Annotated in this window: 25 protein-coding genes and 1 pseudogene; 7 read left to right on the top strand and 19 right to left on the bottom strand. The window is 50.4% G+C overall.

What is annotated here, in order from left to right; genetic code table 11:
• Positions 1-44 precede the first annotated feature (44 nt).
• Positions 45-875 (bottom strand): sulfate ABC transporter permease subunit CysT, encoded by an 831-nt coding sequence (cysT, locus tag GNP95_RS15440; RefSeq protein ID WP_155611772.1) that lies wholly within the window; start codon positions 873-875, stop codon positions 45-47.
• A gap of 73 nt (positions 876-948) precedes the next feature.
• Positions 949-1,977, bottom strand: coding sequence for a sulfate ABC transporter substrate-binding protein (locus tag GNP95_RS15435; protein ID WP_155611771.1), 1,029 nt, complete (start codon positions 1,975-1,977; stop codon positions 949-951).
• Between the two features lie 428 nt (positions 1,978-2,405).
• Between GNP95_RS15435 and GNP95_RS15430 the strand changes: the two genes are divergently transcribed.
• A complete protein-coding gene (locus GNP95_RS15430; RefSeq protein WP_155611770.1) occupies positions 2,406-2,567 on the top strand; it encodes a hypothetical protein in 162 nt (53 codons plus the stop codon).
• A gap of 775 nt (positions 2,568-3,342) precedes the next feature.
• Here the strand turns inward: GNP95_RS15430 and GNP95_RS15425 are convergent.
• The gene (locus GNP95_RS15425; protein ID WP_155611769.1) at positions 3,343-4,500 is read right to left on the bottom strand and encodes a lactonase family protein; all 1,158 of its coding nucleotides are present in this window, start codon (positions 4,498-4,500) and stop codon (positions 3,343-3,345) included.
• 30 nt (positions 4,501-4,530) lie between these two features.
• Positions 4,531-4,965: an Rrf2 family transcriptional regulator gene (locus tag GNP95_RS15420; protein ID WP_155611768.1), complete on the bottom strand. Its 435-nt coding sequence runs from the start codon at positions 4,963-4,965 to the stop codon at positions 4,531-4,533.
• 141 nt (positions 4,966-5,106) lie between these two features.
• Here GNP95_RS15420 and GNP95_RS15415 point away from each other — a divergent pair, with 141 nt between their 5' ends.
• A complete protein-coding gene (locus GNP95_RS15415; protein ID WP_155611767.1) occupies positions 5,107-5,598 on the top strand; it encodes a CcdC family protein in 492 nt (163 codons plus the stop codon).
• A 165-nt stretch (positions 5,599-5,763) separates the two neighbouring features.
• On the opposite strand, the gene GNP95_RS15410 is transcribed toward GNP95_RS15415, so the two are convergent.
• From GNP95_RS15410 to GNP95_RS15400, 3 genes are read right to left on the bottom strand one after another with little or no spacing between them, the layout of a single operon-like run.
• A complete protein-coding gene (locus GNP95_RS15410) occupies positions 5,764-6,921 on the bottom strand; it encodes an ABC transporter permease (RefSeq protein ID WP_155611766.1) in 1,158 nt (385 codons plus the stop codon).
• The gene (locus tag GNP95_RS15405; RefSeq protein ID WP_155611765.1) at positions 6,914-8,104 is read right to left on the bottom strand and encodes an ABC transporter permease; all 1,191 of its coding nucleotides are present in this window, start codon (positions 8,102-8,104) and stop codon (positions 6,914-6,916) included. The genes GNP95_RS15410 and GNP95_RS15405 overlap by 8 nt, the downstream gene beginning before the upstream one ends.
• 18 nt (positions 8,105-8,122) lie before the next feature.
• Positions 8,123-9,058 carry an ABC transporter ATP-binding protein gene (locus GNP95_RS15400; protein WP_155611764.1) on the bottom strand — a complete coding sequence of 312 codons (936 nt, stop codon included), beginning with the start codon at positions 9,056-9,058 and terminating at the stop codon, positions 8,123-8,125.
• A 179-nt stretch (positions 9,059-9,237) separates the two neighbouring features.
• Here GNP95_RS15400 and GNP95_RS15395 point away from each other — a divergent pair, with 179 nt between their 5' ends.
• The gene (locus GNP95_RS15395) at positions 9,238-10,395 is read left to right on the top strand and encodes a sensor histidine kinase (RefSeq protein ID WP_155611763.1); all 1,158 of its coding nucleotides are present in this window, start codon (positions 9,238-9,240) and stop codon (positions 10,393-10,395) included.
• Positions 10,396-10,417: 22 nt separating this feature from the next.
• Complete coding sequence (locus tag GNP95_RS15390) at positions 10,418-11,335, top strand: response regulator transcription factor (protein ID WP_155611762.1); 918 nt, start codon at positions 10,418-10,420, stop codon at positions 11,333-11,335.
• Between the two features lie 847 nt (positions 11,336-12,182).
• Here the strand turns inward: GNP95_RS15390 and GNP95_RS15385 are convergent.
• Complete coding sequence (locus tag GNP95_RS15385) at positions 12,183-12,413, bottom strand: cold-shock protein (RefSeq protein ID WP_019635379.1); 231 nt, start codon at positions 12,411-12,413, stop codon at positions 12,183-12,185.
• A 101-nt stretch (positions 12,414-12,514) separates the two neighbouring features.
• Entirely contained in the window at positions 12,515-12,715 is a 201-nt protein-coding gene (locus tag GNP95_RS15380) for a cold-shock protein (protein ID WP_155611761.1), read from the bottom strand.
• Between the two features lie 423 nt (positions 12,716-13,138).
• Between GNP95_RS15380 and GNP95_RS15375 the strand changes: the two genes are divergently transcribed.
• Positions 13,139-13,918, top strand: a complete 780-nt coding sequence (locus tag GNP95_RS15375) for a TatD family hydrolase (protein WP_155611760.1) — start codon at positions 13,139-13,141, stop codon at positions 13,916-13,918.
• A gap of 19 nt (positions 13,919-13,937) precedes the next feature.
• Here GNP95_RS15375 and nfsA read toward each other — a convergent pair whose 3' ends face one another.
• Positions 13,938-14,681 carry an oxygen-insensitive NADPH nitroreductase gene (gene nfsA / locus GNP95_RS15370; RefSeq protein ID WP_155611949.1) on the bottom strand — a complete coding sequence of 248 codons (744 nt, stop codon included), beginning with the start codon at positions 14,679-14,681 and terminating at the stop codon, positions 13,938-13,940.
• A gap of 76 nt (positions 14,682-14,757) precedes the next feature.
• Positions 14,758-15,366: a LysE/ArgO family amino acid transporter gene (locus tag GNP95_RS15365; RefSeq protein ID WP_155611759.1), complete on the bottom strand. Its 609-nt coding sequence runs from the start codon at positions 15,364-15,366 to the stop codon at positions 14,758-14,760.
• 175 nt (positions 15,367-15,541) lie between these two features.
• Between GNP95_RS15365 and GNP95_RS15360 the strand changes: the two genes are divergently transcribed.
• Entirely contained in the window at positions 15,542-16,993 is a 1,452-nt protein-coding gene (locus GNP95_RS15360) for an aminotransferase-like domain-containing protein (protein ID WP_155611758.1), read from the top strand.
• A gap of 93 nt (positions 16,994-17,086) precedes the next feature.
• A complete protein-coding gene (locus GNP95_RS15355) occupies positions 17,087-17,758 on the top strand; it encodes a hypothetical protein (protein ID WP_155611757.1) in 672 nt (223 codons plus the stop codon).
• 77 nt (positions 17,759-17,835) lie between these two features.
• On the opposite strand, the gene copZ is transcribed toward GNP95_RS15355, so the two are convergent.
• The 8 genes and pseudogenes from copZ to GNP95_RS26230 form a co-directional block, all read right to left on the bottom strand.
• Positions 17,836-18,036, bottom strand: coding sequence for a copper chaperone CopZ (copZ, locus tag GNP95_RS15350; RefSeq protein ID WP_155611756.1), 201 nt, complete (start codon positions 18,034-18,036; stop codon positions 17,836-17,838).
• Between the two features lie 53 nt (positions 18,037-18,089).
• The gene (locus GNP95_RS15345) at positions 18,090-18,431 is read right to left on the bottom strand and encodes a metal-sensitive transcriptional regulator (protein WP_155611755.1); all 342 of its coding nucleotides are present in this window, start codon (positions 18,429-18,431) and stop codon (positions 18,090-18,092) included.
• Between the two features lie 154 nt (positions 18,432-18,585).
• Positions 18,586-18,990 carry a hypothetical protein gene (locus GNP95_RS15340; protein WP_230873852.1) on the bottom strand — a complete coding sequence of 135 codons (405 nt, stop codon included), beginning with the start codon at positions 18,988-18,990 and terminating at the stop codon, positions 18,586-18,588.
• 368 nt (positions 18,991-19,358) lie between these two features.
• Entirely contained in the window at positions 19,359-19,766 is a 408-nt protein-coding gene (locus GNP95_RS15335; protein ID WP_196427201.1) for an SMI1/KNR4 family protein, read from the bottom strand.
• Positions 19,767-20,359: 593 nt separating this feature from the next.
• A complete protein-coding gene (locus GNP95_RS15330; RefSeq protein ID WP_155611753.1) occupies positions 20,360-20,719 on the bottom strand; it encodes a hypothetical protein in 360 nt (119 codons plus the stop codon).
• 773 nt (positions 20,720-21,492) lie between these two features.
• A pseudogene (locus GNP95_RS26770) lies at positions 21,493-22,290 on the bottom strand (hypothetical protein); the annotation flags it as partial.
• Between the two features lie 166 nt (positions 22,291-22,456).
• The gene (locus GNP95_RS15315) at positions 22,457-22,828 is read right to left on the bottom strand and encodes a hypothetical protein (RefSeq protein ID WP_155611752.1); all 372 of its coding nucleotides are present in this window, start codon (positions 22,826-22,828) and stop codon (positions 22,457-22,459) included.
• 14 nt (positions 22,829-22,842) lie between these two features.
• A complete protein-coding gene (locus tag GNP95_RS26230) occupies positions 22,843-23,007 on the bottom strand; it encodes a hypothetical protein (protein WP_230873851.1) in 165 nt (54 codons plus the stop codon).
• Between the last annotated feature and the right edge of the window lie 302 nt (positions 23,008-23,309).

Below are 23,309 nucleotides of genomic sequence, written 5' to 3'. Positions count from 1 at the left end.
CAGTAAAAGCGATGAGACATTGGCAGCGGGCGGTTATGCCCCTGCTATTTCGCCGTCTTGCGCACTCTCCGCTGCAAAGAGTTGATGAGCAGCAGCAGTACAAAAGAAATGATCAGGAGCATAAGAGCCACGGCTGTAGCCCCCGCGTAATCGAACTGCTCCAGCTTAGACATGATGAGCAGCGGGGCGATCTCTGTCTTCATCGGCATGTTGCCGGAAATGAAGACGACTGAGCCATATTCCCCGATCCCCCGGGCGAAGGCTAAGGCAAATCCCGTCATCAGCGGCGGAATCAGCTCCGGCAGAACGACGGAGCGGAACGTCCGGAACCGGCTGGCACCTAACGTGGAGGCCGCCTCCTCAACCTCGGCATCCAGCTCCTGAAGCACCGGTTGAACGGTTCTGACGACAAAGGGAATCCCTATGAACATCAGCGCCAGGGTGATGCCGATCGGGGTAAAGGCGATTCTGATCCCCAAGGGTTCAAACAAGGAGCCGATCCAGCCGTTCGCCGAATAAATCGCCGTCAGCGATACTCCAGCAACCGCAGTAGGCAGAGCAAAAGGAAGATCAATCATCGCATCGAACAATCCTTTGCCGGGAAATTCATATCGAACAAGCACCCACGCGATCAGCAGACCGAGTGCAGTATCAATCAGTCCAGCCGCTGCCGCGGTGAGGAAGCTGACTTTATATGAAGCGAGTACGCGCGAATCTGTCGCAACCTCCCAGAACTTCTCCCAGGTTAGACCCGTAGAGTTCAGCAGCAGCGCAGATAACGGAATCAATACGACCAAACTGATATATAGTACGCTGTAACCCATCGTGATCCCGAAGCCGGGAAGCACCCCGCGCTTTGAAGTGCTACTGTGCATGCAGGTTCATCCTTTCCATCCGTTGCATCCCGCTCGATCACCGCAGGAATGCCCCTCCGTTTGTATGGTCGGTTTATTTCGGCGCATAAATTTGCGTGAATATGCCGCCGTCGCTAAAATGCTTCTGTTGTGCCTCAGCCCATCCGCCAAATTCATCATCTATCGTAAACAGCTTGATTTCCGGGAAAGCATCTTTGTACTTGCTTATTACACTATCCAGCGTAGGACGGTAATAATTCTCCGCTGCAATCGTCTGGCCTTCCTCCGAATACAGGTACTGCAAATATGCCTCGGCCACTTCGCGGGTGCCTTTTTTGTCGGCATTTTTATCCACTACCGCTACTGGCGGTTCAGCCAAAATACTTTCCGACGGGTAGACGATGTCGAACTTATCCGGGCCAAGCTCCTCTACGGACAGCCAAGCCTCATTCTCCCAAGCCAGCAGCACATCCCCGAGTCCGCGCTCCACAAATGTCGTGGTTGCTCCGCGGGCACCGCTGTCCAGTACTGGTACATTCTCATACAGCTTCTTTACGAACTCTTGAGCTTGGGCCTCGTCATTGTTGTTCTGGTGCAGGGCATAGCCCCATGCCGCAAGGTAATTCCAGCGCGCTCCGCCGGAGGTCTGCGGATTAGGCGTAATGACCTCGATCCCGTCCTTGACCAGATCATCCCAATCCTTGATGCCTTTCGGATTGCCCTTGCGAACGAGGAACACGATCGTCGACGTATATGGCGAGCTGTTATGCTCGTATTTCTGCTGCCAGCCTTCATTGATTAATCCGGCCTGCTGGATCGCGTCGATGTCATAACCAAGAGCCAGCGTAACGACATCCGCATCGAGACCATCGATCACCGCCCGGCCCTGCTTGCCTGATCCGCCATGCGACTGCTTAATCGATACCTTCTCGCCCTTCTCCTTCTCCCAATGAGCAGCAAATGCTTTGTTGAACTCGGTATACAGCTCCCGGGTCGGATCGTAGGATACGTTCAGCAGACTGATCTCTTTGGCCCCGCTTCCCGAATTTCCGCAAGCCGCGGCAACCAGCGACACAGCCAATACGAGACCTGCGATCAACCCTTGCTTCAACACCTTTTTCATAACTACTCACTCTCCCCATCTCTCTTTAAGAAACCTGTCATATTATTTCTGCAGAAATGCTCGATGTGCCTCAACTGATTCTCATGTCAATTGCCTAGCAAAATAGAAAGAGAAACGCCCTATCCCTACGGTCAGACCGAACTGCTACGTGTCTGCCAAGGCAAGTAGAGCGTTCCTCCGTCCGTACGGTGAGAACATTATTTTATTTATTATTCCTACCTGTTTAGTATGCTATGATTGTATTCTATATGCGCTGGGTTTTCTTGTCAAACACTTTTATTGGAAATGTATTAAAAAACTATAAGAGAAGCTTATATTCCCTTGTAAAGCACATTTTTGAGGGGCATTAGGTAGTTAGGTATGCAAAAAAGGACAAGGCCAGTCGGCCTTGTCCTTCAATTTTCAGCGGGGGTGGGGAGCGTAGCTTCGTGAGGTTTAGAGACGGGTGGGTTGATGGAAACGGTAAGGCTGGAGTGTTTGGAATGCTTGGTGTGCTTGGTGTGCTTGGTGTGCTTGGTGTGCTTGGTGTGCTTGGTGTGCTTGGTGTACTTGGTGCTTGGTGCTTGGTGTTTGATGTACACGATGTTTGATATGCTGATGAGTCTAATGTGCCTAATAACTGAAGGGATTGATGTGCTCGGGTGTGCTCGGCGGTATTGATGCCGCGGCCCCCTCGGAATTGGCTCCTTCCTAACGGACAGGAGATCCGCTATTTGTTGAAATAGCCCTCTTTCACCGGTGCTTGCGGACCCTGGTTCCGTTATTTGGCCAAATGGACTGCCAGAAACATGCTTTTGGGAGCAATAGCGGAACACTGGTCCGTTAGCCCTCTAATTTTCCCGTTATTTCACAAATAGCGCCTCCTGTGTCCGTTAGGTTCGCATATGCCCAGCCATTCCATCTGCAATCGGCGGAAATCTCACCAAACTGCGATTCTAACTGCTTAAAGAACCAGTTCGCCAATATTTCTAACCCGACAGCCGAACTAACTCGCTTACCCGCACCAGCCAACTCACTAATATACCTTGCCTGCACACCAACTAACTCACTTGTATACCAGCAATTTCACTACTTGTATACCAGCTTACTGACTCTTATATCCCAGTTACTCGCTCATGTGTACTAGCTAAGCCACTGCTTGCACACCAGCTAAGCCACTACCTGCATACCTGCCAACTCACCACTCGTATAACAGCAATTCGTTACTTGCATATTAGCTTACTGACTCTTACTTTCAGCTTACACTTACATCCCCGCTTCCACTACCTTCATACCGGCTACCCATTAGTCCGCTACTGCTGCCTGCTGCCAACTTAAACTCACTTCCCAGATACCTGTATCCAAGTCAAGCCACTGATCAGTGTGCTACCGCGGAACAATCGCGATACAGGAAGGCTCTTTCACCTCCAGCACACTGTCGGCAGGCGATAGGCTGCCAGTGTCCCGGTCGCGGCGCAGCAAGGTGATGCTGTTGCTAAACTGGTTCGCCACAAGCACATAGTCGTCCAGGACAGCGAAGTTGCGCGGCCATTTTCCGCCAGCGCTAGTCCATTCCGGGGCGCTGAGCTGTCCGGTCGAAGCATCCAGCCTGAAACGGACGATACTGTCATGGCCACGGTTCGATGCGTATACATATTTGCCATCCGGCGACAGATGAATGTCCGCCGCATAGCTCTCTTCGGCAAAGTCCTCGGGCAAAGTGCTTATATGCTGAATAATTTCCAAAATACCATGGGTTGGATTGTACGCAAACACGGTCACTGTGTTGTTCAGCTCATTGATGCCGTAAGCGAACGTGTCGGACGGGTGGATAATGAAATGCCTTGGCCCCGCTCCAGGCGGCAGCGTCAACTCGCGGTGCGTAACGAGCTTGCCGTCTTCCACTCTGTAAACGACGATCTGGTCCAGACCCAGGTCGGATACGAAAGCATATTTGCCATCCTTGGATGGGATTACGCTGTGGGCATGAGCTGCCTCCTGGCGATCCTGGCGAAAGCCGCTGCCGACATGCTGAACAGCCGCCGACATTTGGGCTAGGCTCCCCTCCCCATCCAATTCAAAGCTGTTGACATGGCCGCTGGAATAGTTGGCGACGAGCAGATGCCCGGAAGGGGACAGCGACAAATGACACGGGCTTGCCCCCTCCGTTCGTGCCGTTTCAAGTAAGTTCAGCTTGCCGTCCTGCGGATTAATGCCATAGGCAGCGACCTTGCCCTCCTCGCATTCCAAAGCGGCATACAGCCGCATTGTTCCCGCATCCCCAGCTGCCGGGCTAACAGGGTTGGCCGAATTTTCCGCGGTATCGCTTTCATGTTTCTGCATGACGTTTGCAGCCGCCTGACGAACTGCATGTTGTTTATCCGCTACGATAAGAAAAGACGGGTTCTCGATGTCTGAGATGCCGTGAATGAGACGAAGCTCTCCGCTGTCCGTATTTAAGCTGCAAAGATGAATCCCCGCTTCTTCTCCGGAAGAGTAACCCCCAACATAGAAATACTGTTCCTCTGGCTTAAAGATACTCATAGACTTTCTCCCCCTAATTGGTTGGTTGATTTACGAACCTGCCTCAGCCCGCAGCTCCTGAAGCAATCCCCTCACGCGGGATACTTTGATTTCGTCAAAATACCGCTCAAGCTGATCCTCGCCTCCGGCAAAAATCCGATCCATTACCTCACGCATCTTCGAGGATACCTGGCAGCTCGATTCCTGGCTGCCCGAGCACCAGCCTGGCTGAAGGGTGCCTTTCGCGAACAGGCGGTACAAGTCGCCAAGGCTGATGGCATTCAAATCGGCGCTGAGCAAGTAGCCGCCGCCCACTCCTTCTTTCGTCGACACATACCCTTGCTTCTTTAGCATGCTCAGCACCTTGCGGACACGGGCAGGATGCGTGGCCACGCTCGCCGCAATTTTCTCGCTGTTGGCAATGTAATCGGCATTCATATGCAAAAAAAGAAGGCAATGCAGGGCAACTGTAAACTCGCTGTTCATATTCCTTTCCCCTTTCCGTCATATCCTTGAAACACGGGCGCGCCGATGATTTCGCGAGCCTTGGGCTCATTTTTATTTTCCGTATGTGATTTATGTTATAATGGTCTCGCCAACTACACATGTTCAAGAAAGGGACATTCTATGAATATCACCATTCCTTCTTATATGCAGGTTTTTGTAACCGTCGGAGCCATCGTTATGGCTGCACTCGCGTTGTTTATCCGGTTAAAAGCCAGCCGCAGGCCCGTAACGGTCAAGAAGATCATTATTCCGCCGCTAGGCATGACTACCGGCTTCGGGATGTTCATCGTTCCTGAATTTCATATCCCGATTCTTTGGGGCGCCGTCGCCTTTGCCGTAGGTTGGTTACTCTTCTCTTACCCGCTGAACCGCAGCACACAATTCGAACTGATTGACGGCGAGGTATACGCCAAACGCACCCGCGGCTTTGCCTATATCCTGATCGGTTTACTTGCGCTGAGACTCGTCCTGCATGAAGTCGTAGAGCAGTATATCTCCGTGCTTCAGACGGGCTCCGTATTTTTCCTGCTGGCCTACGGAATGATTCTCCGCTGGCGCCTGTTCATGCTTCAGGAATACCGCCGTATAACAGGACAGCTTCATGCGGGTTGACCGACCCGAGCTTCTATCCAACATATTAAATTTTATATAGGGATGCAATCTTTTTCCACTACATTTTCTCTGCCGTGTTCTTGAACGGCAAACAGGTTATCCAGATGACGCCGACCGTCAACGGGATAACCTGTTTTTGTGATGCCATAATATACACCCTCGTCCTTATGCCCTTGCCTGCCCCTCACTGGGGCGAAGGATCGCCGAACCGATGATCAGCAGCACGAACGCCATGAGCACCAGGATGAGCAGCGGAGTAACGACTCCCTTCAGGCTGCTTCCCGAAGAGAGCAGCTCGATGGCCTCGATCGTCCACTTCTGCGGCACGAAATTAGCTGCCTTCTGCATGTATTCCGGCATGAAGGAAATCGGCCAGAAGCAGCCCCCGATCATGCAGGTCGGGGTAATGATCAGATTGTTCAGCATCCCGGCGTTCTGCGGATTGCGAATCAATCCGGCAGCCGCGCTTGCGATGCCCATCGCTACGAGCATAAACGCAGCCAGTACGATAAAGTGCAAATGCAGCGGGATGCCGGCATCATATCGCAGCACCCAGCGGCTGAGCATCAATACGACCGCAATCTGGATCAGGCCGACAAAAAAGCTGCCAAGGAAATTGCCCGCAGCGATCTCCCAGGCTCTGACCGGTGCGCTATATATGCGGGCCATCGTCCGCTTGCTGCGGTCCTCCACAATTTGCGTCACCGAGCTGCTGATTAAGCTCATCAGGAATAACAGCGTAAAGCCGGTGACTGTGCTAAGCCCCTCCTTCGGGTAGAGCCGAAGTTCCTGATCGACAGCGGTTACGCGGTGTTTTCCCGTCTCCCGGAACACATCGGCCAGCGCTGCGCTGTCCTGTCCGACCTCGCCGGCAGCAGTCCTAGCCATCCCTGCGGAAGCCGCCATCCCCCGTACAAGCCCATCCAGGTTGATTCTAAGGGTAAAGGTCGCCTCGCTTGTTGCCAAATCATATACCTGGAGCTTGGGGACGCGTCCGGAGCGGACTCCTTCGGTGAACCCGGCCGGGATGGTAAAGCCTATCGCGGCTTGTTTGGACAGCAGCGCATCCTTGACCGCCGCATCATCGTCATATTCCTTTAAGGCATAGCCGGGCTTGTCAGTCAGCTCCTCCAGCAGGAACGCGCTGGCCACCCCCTGATCCTGATCCACGTACGCGATTTGCGACAGCGTCATTTCTTCCTGCCCCAGCAGGGCGATGACGAGAGAGATAACGACGCACGGCAGCAGGATATAGCCAAGCAGCCCTTTTTTGGTGCCGATCGTTCGTCTTATGACATTCCAGGCAATCGTCAAGCTACTCATGATAACCCACCTTCCGATATGAAACGATGCCGGCGGCAAGCAGCAGGCCGCAGAATAAGCCCAGCATCATCAAGTAATGCATCACTTCGCCCGGATCCGCCCCGAGCATCAAACGCAGTATGGTCTGCATTGCCCAGTGGTTCACCGTAAATTCGCCCATCCGTTGAATGATCTCCATCGGCAGCGGCTGGAACCCCCCGCTCAGAAAAGTCATGACGACGATGACCGTCACGACGGCCGAACGGGCAACCGCGGATGATTTGGTTAACAAGGTAAGGATTACGGCCAGCATCATGGAGGCGATCACTACGAGCAGACAGGTCAGCGCCAGCATCCACAGATGACGGCCCCAGTCCACACCGTAGAACCATGACGTTCCGCAAATAATAACGGCGGCCTGTAAAAAAGCGACCAGGCTGTTCCCGGCGATTTTCCCCATAAATATCTCCAGCGTGCTTACAGGCATCGAATTTAAACGGTACAGCGTCTTCTTGCGCTTCTCTTCGGATAAGCTGATGCTGGCTGACAGTCCCGAGTACAGGAGGAACATGATCAGCATCGCGGCAGCGTAGTATTGAAAAGCGGAATACGTCTCGCCCCCTTCATTCAACGAAGCGGTCTCCACATACGTCGCCTCCAGCCCGCTCATCGTTCCCATGGCCTCTCCAATGCCCTGCGGGCCTAGGGCGATGATCGCTGCCTGCATCCGGTTGACCTCATCCAAATAGGCATGGAAGATCATCTGGGCAACGTAATTTTTCATGCTGTTTTTTCCGGGAATGAGCTCCCACTGCGCTTCTTTCCCTGCTGTTACCCGCTCTTCGAAATCAGTCGGAATGACGACGCCGAAATCTGCTTCGCCCCGGGTCAAAGCTTCAACCGCTTCTTCGCGGCTCACGGTCTTTTCAATCCGCATTCTTTGTTTAATTTCCGGACTGTTCAAAAACTCGCGAAGCCCTAGTCCCACTTCAAGCTCTCCATGTACAGCTGCCCCGGTATTCGGCTCCACGATCAAGACCCTGGCCTGCTCCACCGAAGCTTCTGCCTCGTCTTTAAAGTTGCTGGAGAGGGCGTTGCCCAGAATGAATATAAGCACCATCGGCAGCAAAAATAAGTTCAGTAATACGGCGCGCGTCCGCGTAAGCATCCGCAGCTCGAACCAGGCGATTGTCCATAGCTTCACAGCGTATCCCCCCTAGCCCTAATCCCGCAGCGTGCGCCCGGTCAGATTGAGGAACAGCGTCTCTAGCGTCGGCTGCTCGCATACTACAGAATGAATCACGGCGTCATGCTTGGCGCAAATGTATAGAATGTCCTGCAGCTCGTTCTGCGAAGAAGACGTGTACAGCTCCAGCCCATTCTCGTTCTCCAGAATGCGGGTGATCCGCGGGTGCTGCTTCAGCTCGGACAATACCGCCTCCCCCAGACCGGAGGCCGTCATAACGATTTTCTCCTCGCCGGCGACCCGTTCCCGGAGCTCCTGCTCCGTCCCGCAGGCAATGACATGGCCTTGATCGACAATCGCTACCCTATCACATAGGGAGGCGACCTCCTCCATGTAATGGCTCGTATAGATTACGGTCGAACCCATGCGGTTCAATTCCCGCACCGATTCCAGAATATGATTCCGTGACTGGGGATCGATCCCCACGGTTGGCTCATCCATAATGATCAGCTTCGGGCGGTGCACGATCGAGCAGGCGATATTGAGCCTCCGCTTCATCCCTCCGGAGAACGTATGCGGCAGCTGCTTGGCCCGCTCCTCCAGACCGACAAACCGCAGCGCTTCCTTCACCCGCTCCTTCAGCTCCCCTCCCCGCAGGCCGTACAATCGGCCAAAAAACGTTACATTATCCGCCGCAGACATATTTTCATATAAAGCCAGGTCCTGGGGAACGAGCCCGATTCTGCGCTTTACATCGAGCGGCCGCTCCTTGACAGGTATCCCGTCAACCGTAATACTGCCTTGATCCATCGGCAGCAGCCCGACGATCATGTTCATGGTCGTACTCTTACCTGCTCCGTTTGGGCCGAGGAGCCCGAATATTTCCCCGGCTTCGATGGTCATATTCAAGTGATCGACGGACAATTTGTCTCCGTATCTTTTTACGACATTGTTTACTTCTACGAATGCCATTCTGGTTTCGCCCTCCCACGCATCTTTGACTCTGTAGTCATTGTATCAGGCCTCGCTACCCGCGTAAGGTATCGATGGTCACCAATATAAAATGACGAAAGTCACCATTTGCCGCACCCGAACTCTCATAGGAATGCTATAATAATTGCATCTTATTTCGATGAAAAGGGTTGAGAACGATGAAGAAGCCTTCGCTTCTTCCTTTTCTGTACGGGATGATTCTGCTCCCGGGATTTTTACATATTTTCCTGCTGCAAAACCCTCCTTATGACCGGTACGTCATCCATATGCTGGTCTTGTTCGCCTTGGCCGTACTGGGGCGCTTCGCGAAGGCGAGCATCCATTTAACGGCTTGGTGCCTTATGCTCATCGCCTATTCGGCGTGGCTTTGCTATATTTACGGCGGACTTGCCAGCCTGTCGGCTCTGGCACCGGTATTCGTCTATTCGTCCATGCCCGGCAGGTTCGTGCGGATCAGTCTGTTTGCGCTTCATACTGGTGCAATCTTCTTCACAATGCTGTCCCAGCCGCTGTTCTGGAGGTTCGGCGTGCTGCTGTTTCTAACATTGCTGGCAGGTATTCTCGCCTATCTCCAACTGTTCAAGAGCAAGCAGGACGAGCTCCAGCAAAAATACGATGACCTCCGCAGACGGCATTACGAGCTCAATGAGACCCATCGCCGTTTAATGCTGTTCAGCAAGCAGGTGGAAGGCGCGGCCCAGGCCGAGGAGCGGACGCGGATTTCCAGGGAGCTTCACGATGATCTGGGGCACCGCCTGATCCGTGTGAAGATGATGATGGAAGCCGCACTGCACGTCGTTCCTGCTGATCCTGACAAAGGAATGGCCCTGCTTGGGCAAATTCGCGATCAGCTCTCTGCCGGTCTCGACCAGCTGCGTGCCACGGTGCGCCGACTGAAGCCGCCTTCCGAGACGACGGGAATTCAGGCGCTAAGCCTGATGCTGGAGGAAATCGGCCGGGAGAACGGCATCCGGACGACGCTGTCCGTAGAGGGACAGCCTTACCCGTTATATCCAAGCCTGGAGACCATTCTGTATAAAAATGCGCGGGAAGCCCTGACCAATGCGTTAAAGCACGGTCAGCCCCGCGCAGTTGAAATCCGGTTGTCCTACGGGGAGGACGAGGTTCGCATGGCCGTCAGCAATGACGGAACAGCGCCGCCGCCCCATTGGAATAACAGCAGAACGGCTGGCTTAGGGATGTCGGGAATGCGGGAACGATGCCAGGTCGCGGGAGGATGGCTGGAGGTCAAGGCGGAGCCTTGCTTTACCGTAACGACCCGGCTTCCCGTGACGCATCAAGGAGATATTTTATAATCGGGAGTGTGAATAGGCTGCTATGACAAACATAACAACGAACGCAAACGCAGCTGCAGGGGTGCATTTATCCGTATTAATCGTGGACGACGATCCATTCATTCGAGAGAGCTTGTCCCTGCTGATAGGCATGGACCCCCAAATTGAAGTCGTTGGCACGGCGTGCCATGGCCTGGAGGCCGTAAATCTGTTGGAAAGCGGCGAGACGCCTGTGCCGGACGTGATACTCATGGATATCCGGATGCCGGAATGCGACGGCGTGGAGGGAACGAAGCGAATCAAGGCGCTTTTTCCGCAAACCTCGGTGCTCATCCTGACCACCTTCGATGATGATGAGTTCATTATCGAGGCCTTGCAAAGCGGTGCCAGCGGGTATCTGCTCAAAAACATCCCGCCCAGCCGGATTATCGAGGGGATCAAAACTGTACATAGCGGCAGCATGCTCATTCATCCGGACATCGCCCGCAAGCTGACCGGAATGCTCCGGGCTGATGCGCTCAAAGCTGGGGCTGAACAAAGTGCTGGAGATGCGGCAGGAAGCTCCGAGCAGCTTCCGAGTCCGGCTCCTTCCGGCAGTGCTTCCTCCAGGCGGGCTTCCTCCGACGGGGATTCCTCCGGCAGAGCTTCCTCCGGCGGGGATTCCTCCAGTTCGGCTTCTTCCAGTTCGGCTTCTTCCGATTCAGCTTCTTCCAGCTCGGATTCTGCCGCGCCAGCCGACTCCGTGCAGAGCAAATTGCGGGCAGCAGGACTAACCCCAGCCGAGCAAAATGTCGTAGCCTTGATTGCGGACGGCATGTCCAACAAGGAGATTGCCCAGAAGCTGTTCCTCAGCGAGGGCACCGTCAAAAACTACATTACCGACATTCTCGCCAAACTGCAGGTTCGCGACCGGACGCAACTCGCTATATTGTATTGGAAAAGCTACAACCGGCTGGGGTAAGCAGATGGTTAGGCTCGGGTAACTAGATGGGCAAGGCAAGATCAGGTAACTAGGTGCATTTCATACTAGGGCAACTAAGTGCATTTCATGCCAAGGCAACTAGATGTATTTCATGCAGTTAGTTCATCCGAATTGGGCATGTTAAAGAGAACTAACTGCAAAACCTGCATTTAGTTTTATGCTTTTTCGGCGATTTCGCTCTATTTAGGCAAACTAACTGCATGTTTTACATTTAACGTATGTTTTTTTAAACAAACAGCTTAATAGCTGTATAAAATACATTTACCTAGCAAAACCTGAGGCTCGATGACCGCCACGGCGATCTAACCAGCTATGTAACTATCTCTAATCAACCACGGTCCCAACAAGTAATGTGCTAACAACTACTGATTTATAACTGTTCCCAGCAGGACAAGACCAGGTGACTGATGCATTTCACACCAGGGTAACTAGGTGCGTTCATGCCAAGGTAACTAGGTGCATTTCATACTAGGGTAACTAAGTGCATTTCATGCCAAGGCAACTAGATGTATTTCATGCAGTTAGTTCATCCGATTTAGGCGTTTTAGAGGGAACTAACTGCAGTACCTGCATTTAGTTTCAAGGTATTTCGGCGAATTGGCTCCATTCAGGCAAACTAACTGCATGTTTTACATTTAACGTATGTTTTTTAAACAAACAGCTTAACTAGCTGTATAAAATACATTTACCTAGCAAAACCTGAGGCTCAATGACCGCCACCAGCGATCTAACCATCTCGCTCCTCAGCCCTCTATAGTATGCAAAAAAGCAGCTGCGCTCCGTTGTTTGGAGCTGCAGCTGCTTTTGCTTGTCGATCAGTGACTAGCTATTCGATTCTTACGCCTTTAGGCAGCGACTTCTGATCCAAGTTTGTGTTCACCAATTGAGGAAGCATGCGCATCCCCTTCTCCATTTCCGAAGAACACAGAGGACATGCCGGAGTGTAATCAAACGCAAAATTATCCCTCATCCATCCGTTGCAGCTCTCGCTCGTACAAGACCAGACCGGCGTGTTCTCCTCAGGAATTTCTTCTAACGTTTTTTTACGGTAATTCATGTTCATCCTCCTTGGACGTAATTTCACTATAGACAAACCACGATCAACATCTTTAACAGAACTGCCCTTAACGGAGTTCGTTAAGAGCAGCTGAGCCTGCATTAAAGTTTGACTACGTTTTCGGCTTGCGGTCCGCGGTTGCCTTGAACAACGTTAAATTGAACTTGTTGGCCTTCGTCCAGCGTTTTGAAGCCTTCGCCTGTAATCGCGCTAAAGTGTACGAATACGTCGTTTCCGCCTTCCACTTCGATAAAGCCGAAGCCTTTCTCAGCGTTAAACCATTTTACTGTTCCAGTTTCCATGAGGATACCTCCTAAAAATATTAACATGTTCATTTTTACAAAAAAAATTCACACATTGAAAAAAGCTCCATCTCACAAGGTGACACTCTTTTCAAAGGGTGAATTTCAGGTATGCCTCACTTGAATCGACCATTTTTAATTATATCCTGATCTCAGGAAAAAAGCAAATGAACTGTAAAAATACGGCAGGGTCATTTCACCATCTGCACCACTTCACGGCTTTCCGGGGCGGCCGAACAGATATCCTTGCGCAAGTACGGCGCAGCTGCCATGGCAAAACTCAACCCCTCCCGCCGCTCGACGCCCTCCACAAGCACTGTAACGGGACTTAATCGATTGAGGCGATGCTGTGGTTTATTGGGTGAACAGATATAATGAGGTTAACGAAGTCATACCAACGAATGGGGAGGGAATTCACAGAGCATGATTGATGCCCATATCCACCTGGACCAGTATAGCGATGCCGATATCAAGCGTATTGTGAAAAATATGCAGTTCAGCGGTATCGAGGGGCTTGTGTGCGTATCCACAAATCTGGAGTCCTCAATGGCTAACCTGGCTCTTGCCGAGCGGTACCCGGGAATCATCCATCCAGCCTTCGGCTATCATCCGGAGAACCCCCTCCCAAATGAGGAGGAAGTCAGCCGGCTGTTGTCCTGGATGGAGCGCAAGGCCCCCCGCATAATCGCCGTAGGAGAAATTGGCCTGCCTTACTATCTTCGCCGTCAGATGGCCAAGGAAGGCCGCTCCCTCGACCTGCACGCATATGTACAGCTGCTGGAGCGGTTCCTTAGCTTTGCCGGGCAACATGGCAAACCCGTCGTGCTTCATGCCGTGTACGAGGATGCCGAGCTCGCGTGCGATCTATTGGAGCGCTACCGCATTCGCAAGGCTCACTTCCACTGGTTCAAGGGCGCAAAGCATACGGTGCGAAAAATGGCCGATCGCGGCTATTACATTTCATTTACTCCGGATCTGCTCTATGAACCAGAAATCATGGAGCTCGCCCGTAGCTATCCCCTCGATCAGGTGATGGCGGAGACGGATGGCCCCTGGCCTTTCGAAGGGCCGTTTGCAGGGCAGCTTACCCAGCCGGCCATGGTGCTGAAGGTCGCCGAAGCTTGGGCCGCCATTCAAGGCATCGCCCCAGAGGAGGCGCGCTGCCGGCTGCGCGAGAATACGAAGCGTTTTTACGGTATATAGGCGTAGTTGAAGAGTTTCTTTACTTCGTGCCAAACCCCCGTTCACGTAAAAAGGAAGCCATATGCATTCGCGAAGGCTGTGCGAGCTTATCCGCCATCAGCTCCGACCACGGTGTGTCTTTGGCTCCCCCGGTTCTTTCGCGCAAATACGCCGACATGATCTCGTCATACCGTTCGACATGCTTCTCCGAACCGGACGCGTCATAGCCGTTCCAATGCAGAACCGCCTGCTGCGGCAGCCTTGGACGAAGCACGGGCTGTTGGTCCGGGTAGCCGACGCACATCCCGAACACCGGATAGACGAGCTCTGGCAAGCCTAGCAGGCTGGCGACCTCGGCGATTTGATTGCGGATGCCGCCGATATACACAATGCCAAGGCCCAGTGACTCAGCGGCAACTGCGGCGTTCTGGGCCGCCAATGCGGTATCTACGGTCGCTACGATCAGATTTTCCATAGAGCCTTCGTAAGTTTCCTGACCAGCCCGGTGTTGCTGCGCCGCCATCTTCAATCTCGACAAATCGGCACACCACACCAAAAACACGGGACAGCTGTACACGTACGCTTGATTGCCGCTAAGCCGGGCCAGCTCTGCTTTAAGCGGCTCCTCGGTCACGGCGATCACGCTGTAAGCTTGAACATTGCTGGAGGACGAAGCCGCTTGTCCGGCAGCAATGATCGTTTCGACCTGCTCCCGCGTCAACGCCTGATCCGTAAATTTACGGATGGAGCGGTGGTTAAGCAGCAAGGCCATCGTTTCGTTCATAGACTCCATCGCATCGGTAATATTTTCGTTATTCATCGCTTGGTTCTCTCCTTTTCAATGCATTCATGCTTTCTACTCAAAATAACTGAATCACAATATACCCTGCCATGGCCCAGACGATGAGCGCCGACAGCTTATTGATATGACGCAGCAGTCTCCTGCTTGGATCCATGCCGCCAATCAGGCGTCCCATCCAGCACAGCCCCAGAAACCAGACCCACGATACCGCGACGGCTGCGCCGGCAAACAATGCTTTATCCAGTCCCTCGAAGCGAAGCGAGCTCGTGCCGATTACGCCGATCGTATCCATGATAGCATGGGGATTGAGCAGCGACACGGAAAGCGCGAATACAATTTGTTTACCCGCCGGGAGGCTGGCTTCACCAGCCGCTGGCAAATCCGGACGGCTCCGCCAAATCGACCAGCCCATGTACAGCATGAACAATGCGCCAACAATGAACAGCAATATTTTCAGCCAGGATATCGTTAGAACGATCAGGGAGACCCCGGCAACTGCTAGCACAATCAATAGCGTATCACATAAAGCCGCCGTTATGACCGCAGGCAGGGCGTGGCGAAACTTGCGGTGCCCCGCTCCCTGGTTAAATACGAATACATTCTGCACGCCAAGCGGCAATATCAGTCCAAATGCCAGGACCAGGCCATAAATCGTCGCTTCCCACATACAATGATTCCTCCGTTTTCTGCAAAAGTTGCTGTTCTCATTGTAAGCAGTAAGAGACGGGTTTGGCTCCAGCCATTTGGATGGATAGCAAACCAACCAAATTATATAATAGGATTAAATGAAACTTGGCATGGTGCCACTGCGCACCTGCACATCGCGACGTTGGAGGATGGTTATGGAGCAATCCCACTGGCAGCCCAGCCGTCAATCGGCTACCCCGCTGCATATGCAAATCACACAGTATATCCGGGACAAAATCGTCGGCGGTGAGTGGCCGGTAGGCACCCGCATCCCTTCGCAGCGCAAATTGGCCGAGGCCTTCAAGGTGAATCGCAGCACGGTTGTGACTGCCTTGGACGAGCTCACGGCCGCCGGGATGCTGGAGGGCTGCAAAGGCGGCGGAACTCGGGTAGTCAACCATACGTGGGGTGCGCTCGCTGCTACGCCGCCGACAAATTGGAACGACTATGTCAAATCCGGCATCCATCGGCCCAACCTGCCCGCCGTCCAGGAGATCAACCGCGCCGAGTTCCATCCCGGTGTGATCCGGCTCGGCACGGGAGAGCTGTCGCCCGAGCTGCTTCCGCACCTGGAGATGAGCAATGTGCTGCGCCGCGTGGCGGATCGGACTCCCCCACTTGGATATGGGGAGCCGATGGGAGACCTGCGGCTTCGCGAGCTGCTTGCAGCCCGGCTCCAGAAGCTCGGCATCGCGGCCTCTCCCGCTTCCGTGCTTATCGTCTCCGGGGCGCTGCAGGCGCTGCAGCTCATCTCCGTTGGATTGCTCGAGCCCGGGTCGGCCGTGCTTGTAGAACGTCCCTCCTACCTGTACTCCGTTCCCGTGTTTCAATCCGCGGGCATGAAGCTGCGCGGTGTCCCGATGGATGAGAACGGCCTGCGGGCCGATTTGGTCGGCGCTTACGCCAGGCAATACAACGCATCATTGCTGTATACGATCCCAACTTTCCATAACCCGTCGGGTACGACAATGAGCGAGGCACGCCGCGCGCAGCTGATGGAGGTTACCGAAGCCGGGGGCCTTCCGGTGATCGAAGACGACGTATATCGCGACTTATGGCTGGACGCTCCCCCTCCCCGCCCGCTTAAAGCCAGGGATGCCAGCGGGAACGTCCTTTATCTGGGCAGCTTGTCCAAGACGGTCAGCCCCGGCCTGCGCATCGGCTGGATCGCCGGTCCTCAGCCCGTGCTGGAGCGGCTCGCCGACATCAAGATGCAAAGCGACTACGGCTCCAGCACATTGTCCCAGCAGGCAGCCGCCGAGTGGCTGGGCAGCGGAATGTACGAGCAGCATATGGAGCGGATTCGTGAACGGCTGAGGGAGCGCCGTGCCGTCATGCTGAACAGCCTAGACAGGCATTTCGCTGGTATCGCAAGCTGGAAAGTGCCTGCTGGCGGCTTTTATGTCTGGCTCAAGCTGCATGCCCCGCTTCCCGCGAGAACCCTGTTCGACCAGGCGCTGCGCCGGAACATTCTCATCAATCCCGGCCATCTGTACGACCGGGACGCGAACCAGCATATCCGCCTGTCATATGCCTTTGCTTCTCTGGATGACATGGAGCGCAGTCTTGCCCAGTTGGCGGAGATCATCGAGTCTATTTTGTCCTAATGTATAATCCCTATCATATTTTGCTAAAACAACCCAACCCGAGGCAACTATTGTGACCCTGGTACCGTTTAATTAGATGGGAGGGGTCATACCATGCGTACTATGCGTTTTGTGCTGCTTGTTGCCTGCGTCATAGCGATATTCCTGCTCATTGCAGGCTGTAAAAATACAAAGGAGCTTAACAGCGAGCCAGGCGTTCCACAGCCCGCCGCCTTCGAGCAGCGCCCTGAGCCTGTCAGTGCCGGAGCCGATGCCGGGAATGAAGCAGATGCTGCAGGGTACCTCGAAGCGGAAGCCGGGGAACCTGGGGAGACTGAGAATGATCAGGACACAACTTCGAATCCCGAAGCCGATGGGAGCGCGGGGCAACTGTACGGCCTGGTTTTTGAAGCGATGATGCCGATCGACGAAGCCTTGAATGAGGACTTGAAATACATTGCGATAGATTTCAGCGTACTGACGCAATTAACAGAGGAAGATAAGCAGTATATTGAGGAATACATAAGCAGCAGGTTTGCCGCCCCGGTTAGAGACGCGACCTTCGAGCAGTTGAAGGAAAGCGAGGGCGACGATTTTACCGTTAACGGGATGGTACTGAGCGGCGTGCTGCTCCAAATCGATAAGGTGGAAATCAGCGAGCACGGAGCCGTCATTGAAGGCATGAAGTACCGATCCGGTAACGGGGCCGTCGGCATAGCCATCCAGCTGGAATTGAAGGACGGGGCCTGGAAAGTGATTGAGGCGACTAACACTTGGATTAGCTGATGGGAATATCTGATTCTCATAAAAAAGCTGCCCGGGATCACAAGATTTCTTGTACTCCCGGACAGCTTTGTATTGCGTTATACCACGTCGTAGCCCTGATCTTCGATCGCTTCCTTGATCGTCTCTACACTAAGCTTGCCCTCGTCATAGCTGACCGTGACGTTTTTTGCCGACAAATCGACCTTGGCGCTCGCTCCAAGCTTGGATACCGCGCCCTCGATGGAGTTCACGCAGTGATTGCAGGACATTCCTTCTACGTTCAAGGTAACTGTTTGCATTTCCATTCCTCCTCTAATTCATCCGGTTATATAATTAGCATTCATTCCAGCCATTATTTCATCAGCTTATTCACCGTAACCAGGAGCTCTTCCACCACTTCGGTCTCCCCGGCCTGGATGCGTTCAATGACGCAGCTCTTCATATGGCCTTCAAGCAGCAGCCTGCCAACACTGTTCAGAGCCGACTGTACAGCCGCAATTTGGTTGAGAACGTCGTCGCAGTACGTATCCTTGTCGATCATCCCCTTAATTCCCCGAATTTGCCCTTCAATCCGGTTCAGACGCCGGTTCAGATTGCTCTTCAGCTCATCGGAATGATGACTGCGTCTCTCATCTGCGGACGAATCTGCTGAGGGATCCGCACAATGATGCTCCGTTTCCCTAGGTTCTGTCATACGGCTATCACTCCTTTCCTTAAGAATTATTATATTATACCCCTGCGGGGTATGTAAAGATGTATTGAATGTAAAGCTCCTTGACCTCATCTGTGAAAAAAGAAGATAACCAATAACAGGCCATTCAAAGTGATATCTGACCATCAATCAATATTTAACTATAAACTTTATATTCTTTAGCAATTACCCACCCATTAAGGCCATATGAAGCTGAAATTACATAATAGTTATATTTTTCATGTTGTAAATGTTCAAGTAAATCCTCTAATTTTTCATAATATATCGGCCATGCGTAATCCTTCTCCTTCTCCTTCTCCAGCAGTTCCTTGTTGTGTTCAAGAAATAGGCTTACATCTAATGTGTTAATGTCAAGAATAATACTCCCCCGTAACTGTGTTTCAAACACATGAGCCAGCACCTCATTAAACTCGATTTTGGTGATATTTGAATCTCTTCTACCAGCTATTGTGTGCAATGTAATTCTAGATTTTTGAAAATCAACTTCATAGGATATAATTTTATTGTCATGTATACTAAGCAATGTCCCTTTAACCTCCAAGCTTGAATAATCGATATTTTATTAGTGGCCACTTCTCTCTGGAGTTCCACTACTCCAATCTCCCAAGTAATGTCTATGTTGGATTACAGACTATCATCTCCATTTGAGTGTTCATTATTAATATCTTCTATTAAACGGGACTTACACAAAATAAATATCAGACTTTTCCAAATACTTGGATGGCCGACCGATACAATAGACGGATTACGATATGAAAAAAAGCTCATTCCTACTCATTATTTAAGTGGGATAAGCCTTTTAATTGAAGCTTTAAGTTCCATTTATTTTGGTTTTAATATAGCTGTATTTACCATGAAGATAATTAATCAATAGTCGTGAACTAAACAAACGTGACACCAAGCCTTGTTCTAAACATCTACTTGTTCTATTCTATCTATGAATTCTTCAAAAGTTTCTGCTAAAGGAAATATCGCGTAGTCAATGCTCTCAAATGACCTCTCGTAACACCATAATATAACTTTTGGTGGTAATTTCCTATCAATAAAGTATAGACATATATAATCATCATACCCGGCATTTACTATAGGGATACTGCCATCTTTCATTAAGTCTCTAAATTCGGTATACACTTGAAATATACTCTCTTCTTTTTCACAATCCATATCTAATACCCTTTTTATGGAAATAGAGTCCTCTCCATTGTTTAGTACAAGCTTATTACCACTAGAAATTTTCTTGGATATATACTCCATTTCTTCGCTATATTTACTAGGAAATTTTACATTTAAAGCCTTTTCCAGTGCAGCAATATGCACATTAGTCACCTCCATAAAAGAGAAATTGCGAGTCTCTTCTCTTAGTTTAGCAACTTCTTTTCGGATTGTACTTTTTCACTTCAACTTCCCACACTTGGCTTTACTAATGTTTTTTCTGTACTTTCAAAATTTCTTCAACCAACGAACTCCATCTATTTCATTCTCAGCGTTATTGGTTGAAATGAAGAGTCCATTCGTCACTCCCATTCAAAAAAGAAACCTTGAAAGGTATGGAGCCACTCAAGGTCAATGGAAAGAATACTATTCTTCTATCTCTTTTGTAACCAAATCCTACAGGAAATCCCTAAAATCACTAGATACTGTCTCATATTTTTGAGAAGTCAGCGGCTGCCCAGGTATAAACGAAACAACCGTTGGTTCATTTATTTCGTTCAAAGTGGAAAAGTCTTAGCAAAATAACTCCTCACCACCCGAATCATAAATGACCAGCAAATTTTCAGGAAGATTAATTCTTCACGTTATTATATGGGTTATATGTATTATTGATGGAATGATGGGTTCATTCGTCACCCCCCACCAAAAAAGGAAACCTTGAAGGCATAAAGTCAATCAAGGTTTCACAATACAGTTTTTTAACCGTTTTGATGTTCCTTTTTCGCCAAATCAATGGCCACGGCTAATTTAATTTGGAATACTTTACTCAACTTTCTTTGGAAATCCTTCAGATTAAAAGTTTCAATAATAGGAACTTCCGAAGGATTGACTCTGCTAATTTCAACTTTAGCAATTTTATCAAGGTCAACTAATATAGTGAATATATCTTCGCCTTGTTCAGGTGTCCAATTCAAAATATATGCACTTTTCACTTCACCAAAAGTGTTTCTTAACACATTCAATATCGCTTCTGCTTTAATGTCTTTAGCCGAAACTATATTCGAACCTTCTAACTCCTTTCTGAAATCCTGTTCCTGTTTGCTTCCTATCAGTTTCATTTTATCACCCCCGGTGTAGCAGTAACTAGATTTCCATGCTTGTCGGTTAATACCGTCATAATATTTGTAGGAGAACCACTAAACTTGTCAATACCTATGTCTGAGTCTAATGTAACTTCTCTTACATATCTAGCCTGTTTCTCACTTGTCCCATCTGCTAACTTTAAGTCTGAGTATAAAACTCTTGACACTGGAGTGCTCACAACTTCTTTACTTTGAAGAACGCCCTTTAGTTCGTCGGGTGTAATTGAGAATTGGGAAGCATTCTTCGAAGGGTTAAAATGCCTATCTAGTACATGATTAAAACCTGCCCCTTCTTCTGCACTACCATTTCTTAAGTTTATTCTCGACTGAACAATAGGGGGCATTCCTTCAATCTTACTCGTATTCGACGGATTCGGAGGTTTTGGAGTCTCCTTAGGCATCTCCGTTTTCATATTGTTAAGCCCAGGCTTTTTTAAACCCAAGTTAGGGCCTATGAAGCCCCCGCCTTTTACTGTCGGAATATCAATAGAGTTCCCCCAGAAAAGTTCATTTAAAGTAACCCCGTTTCCTTCGGCATTGTAGCACGTGTAAATAATAGCTACGCCACCGAGTACATCTACTCCATACTTCCGTTTCATTTCTTTTACAATCAAGTTATAGTCCTGTTTCTTTGCAATTCGCTGCGCCACATCCTTAGTTAATTCATCGGACCAATTCAGCTCTGTTTGCACTTCTAAGGTTAACCGATGGGTGTCCACATATTCCTCAGGAAAATACCTAGGAGGCTCCCAGCGCCTTCTCACATCCTCAGGAACCTGATGGTAGGCTTGGAACATGTTGTTCGATTCTCTCAACACGTTATGAACAAGATCTAATGGGCTGGACGAATACAGCATCTGGCGGGCACTTGTCGTCATCTTCCCCAAAATCCACTGGGTGTAGTAAGCCTGTCTTTCTTCTTCGTACAATCGCTGGTCGATCAGTCCCTGTAGGAGCAGGCCTGCTAGTTGCTTTAGCGGATGAAAAGGGTTATTAGCAGGCACATCACGCGCCTTCCCATCACTTCGCACAGGAACCCCTGCCGTTGCCAGCAGCGCCACGCCTACAGCCTTATTCACAGGCCCCCCTAGCGCACCTATTAAAATTCCCGCCATCGCTGGAATCGAACCCACCAGCTTCGACTCTGTAGCCAGCATGCTATTGGCCGCGGCTTCAGCAGCCGGGCTCGTAATTTTGGCTGTAGGAGAATTTCCACTACCCGATGAAGTATGGGATGCGGCAGATGATTGGGCTGCCTCATATTCCTGTACGCTGATTAGCTCAGGCTCTGGGACAGGCGGCAGTTCGGTGACAAAGACCGGGGCTTTAATCGTCCCTTCCTGCTCGATCACCGGAGCTTTGAGGTCTGTTTCACCATCCAGCACCATGCTGCTGGCTCCGCCTTTGAGATACAGCGCTGTGCCGGCTTGTAGTGATAGTCCCTTCCCTGCCTCCAGCTTAATGTCGCCGCCTTGAATTTGTACATTCTCCGGACTGCTGATGGTAACGCCGTTAGTCTCATGAAGTGTAATAGATACTTTGCCGGATAAGTTCGATCGAAACATCACTATAACCAAAAAAAGCTCATTCCCACCTATAAACAGGTAGAAATAAGCTTTTATTGAGTTTTTGCAACACTAGTATGTCACATGAATAAATATAAAATGGCTACCTCAATCACCTACGATCTCATTTCGTACTGCAAACTCCTAACTATTGTCCATCCGCAGTTTTTATTTCTCTCCATTCAATCTCGTTAGATTGGATGTTTAGTACAATTACATCGTCCAAACCATTAAGAACTATTTTAATATGCTCACCTTCTCCATCAAATGGGAGTACATCAACCTCTAGTATCTCACTACTGTCCAAATTAAATAAATGAGGTTCAGTTTTGTAGAATGTCACATCGGAGAAAATTAATATTCCAAGTTGCATTTCTGGCTCAGTTTCAACATAGAAAGATTGCTTCCACTGACACAATTCTAAAGTCATCCTTAACTGCTTCTCGACTTCATTATACTCTAAATCCTCTACAAGACTATCAAAAAGGTTATACACTTTAATAAATTCTGATGGTTTCATTTTTCTCTCCTAATCTAAGGTATAATGTGAGATGCTTTCGAGCCTTTTGCTACCGGATTACCATTAACATCAAGGTAATAATCATTTTTCACTGTACTATTTGGGTTGTGAATATGATAATGATCTTTACCCTCAAAACCATTTGCTCCTGGTTTCCCAGGGTCAAACCTAACTTTCATTCCTGTAACAGGGTCAATATATTCTCGCGAGCTAGTATTCTTCGCTATTCCTTCTGGCGTTGTATCTTTCCAGCCGTTATTAATTAATTCTTTAGGATCCTTTGGTAAATTATTCGTAGTATACTTAGCTTTTGGCGTCCCCTTATTCTTGATCCTTCCAAGAATTTCCTCCCCTTTTTTTCAAATGCACATCGAAGTTGGACGCTTCTCTTACAGCTGCGCTTTGCTCTACATTGGTCTTAACTTTCGTGCGTAATTCTTCTCGTCCTTTACTTACCCACTCAACTGCATTTTTCCCGTAT

Origin of the sequence: Paenibacillus woosongensis, assembly GCF_009725165.1 — a bacterium.
GTDB lineage: Bacteria > Bacillota > Bacilli > Paenibacillales > Paenibacillaceae > Fontibacillus > Fontibacillus woosongensis.
This window is presented reverse-complemented; position numbering and strand designations above follow the sequence as displayed.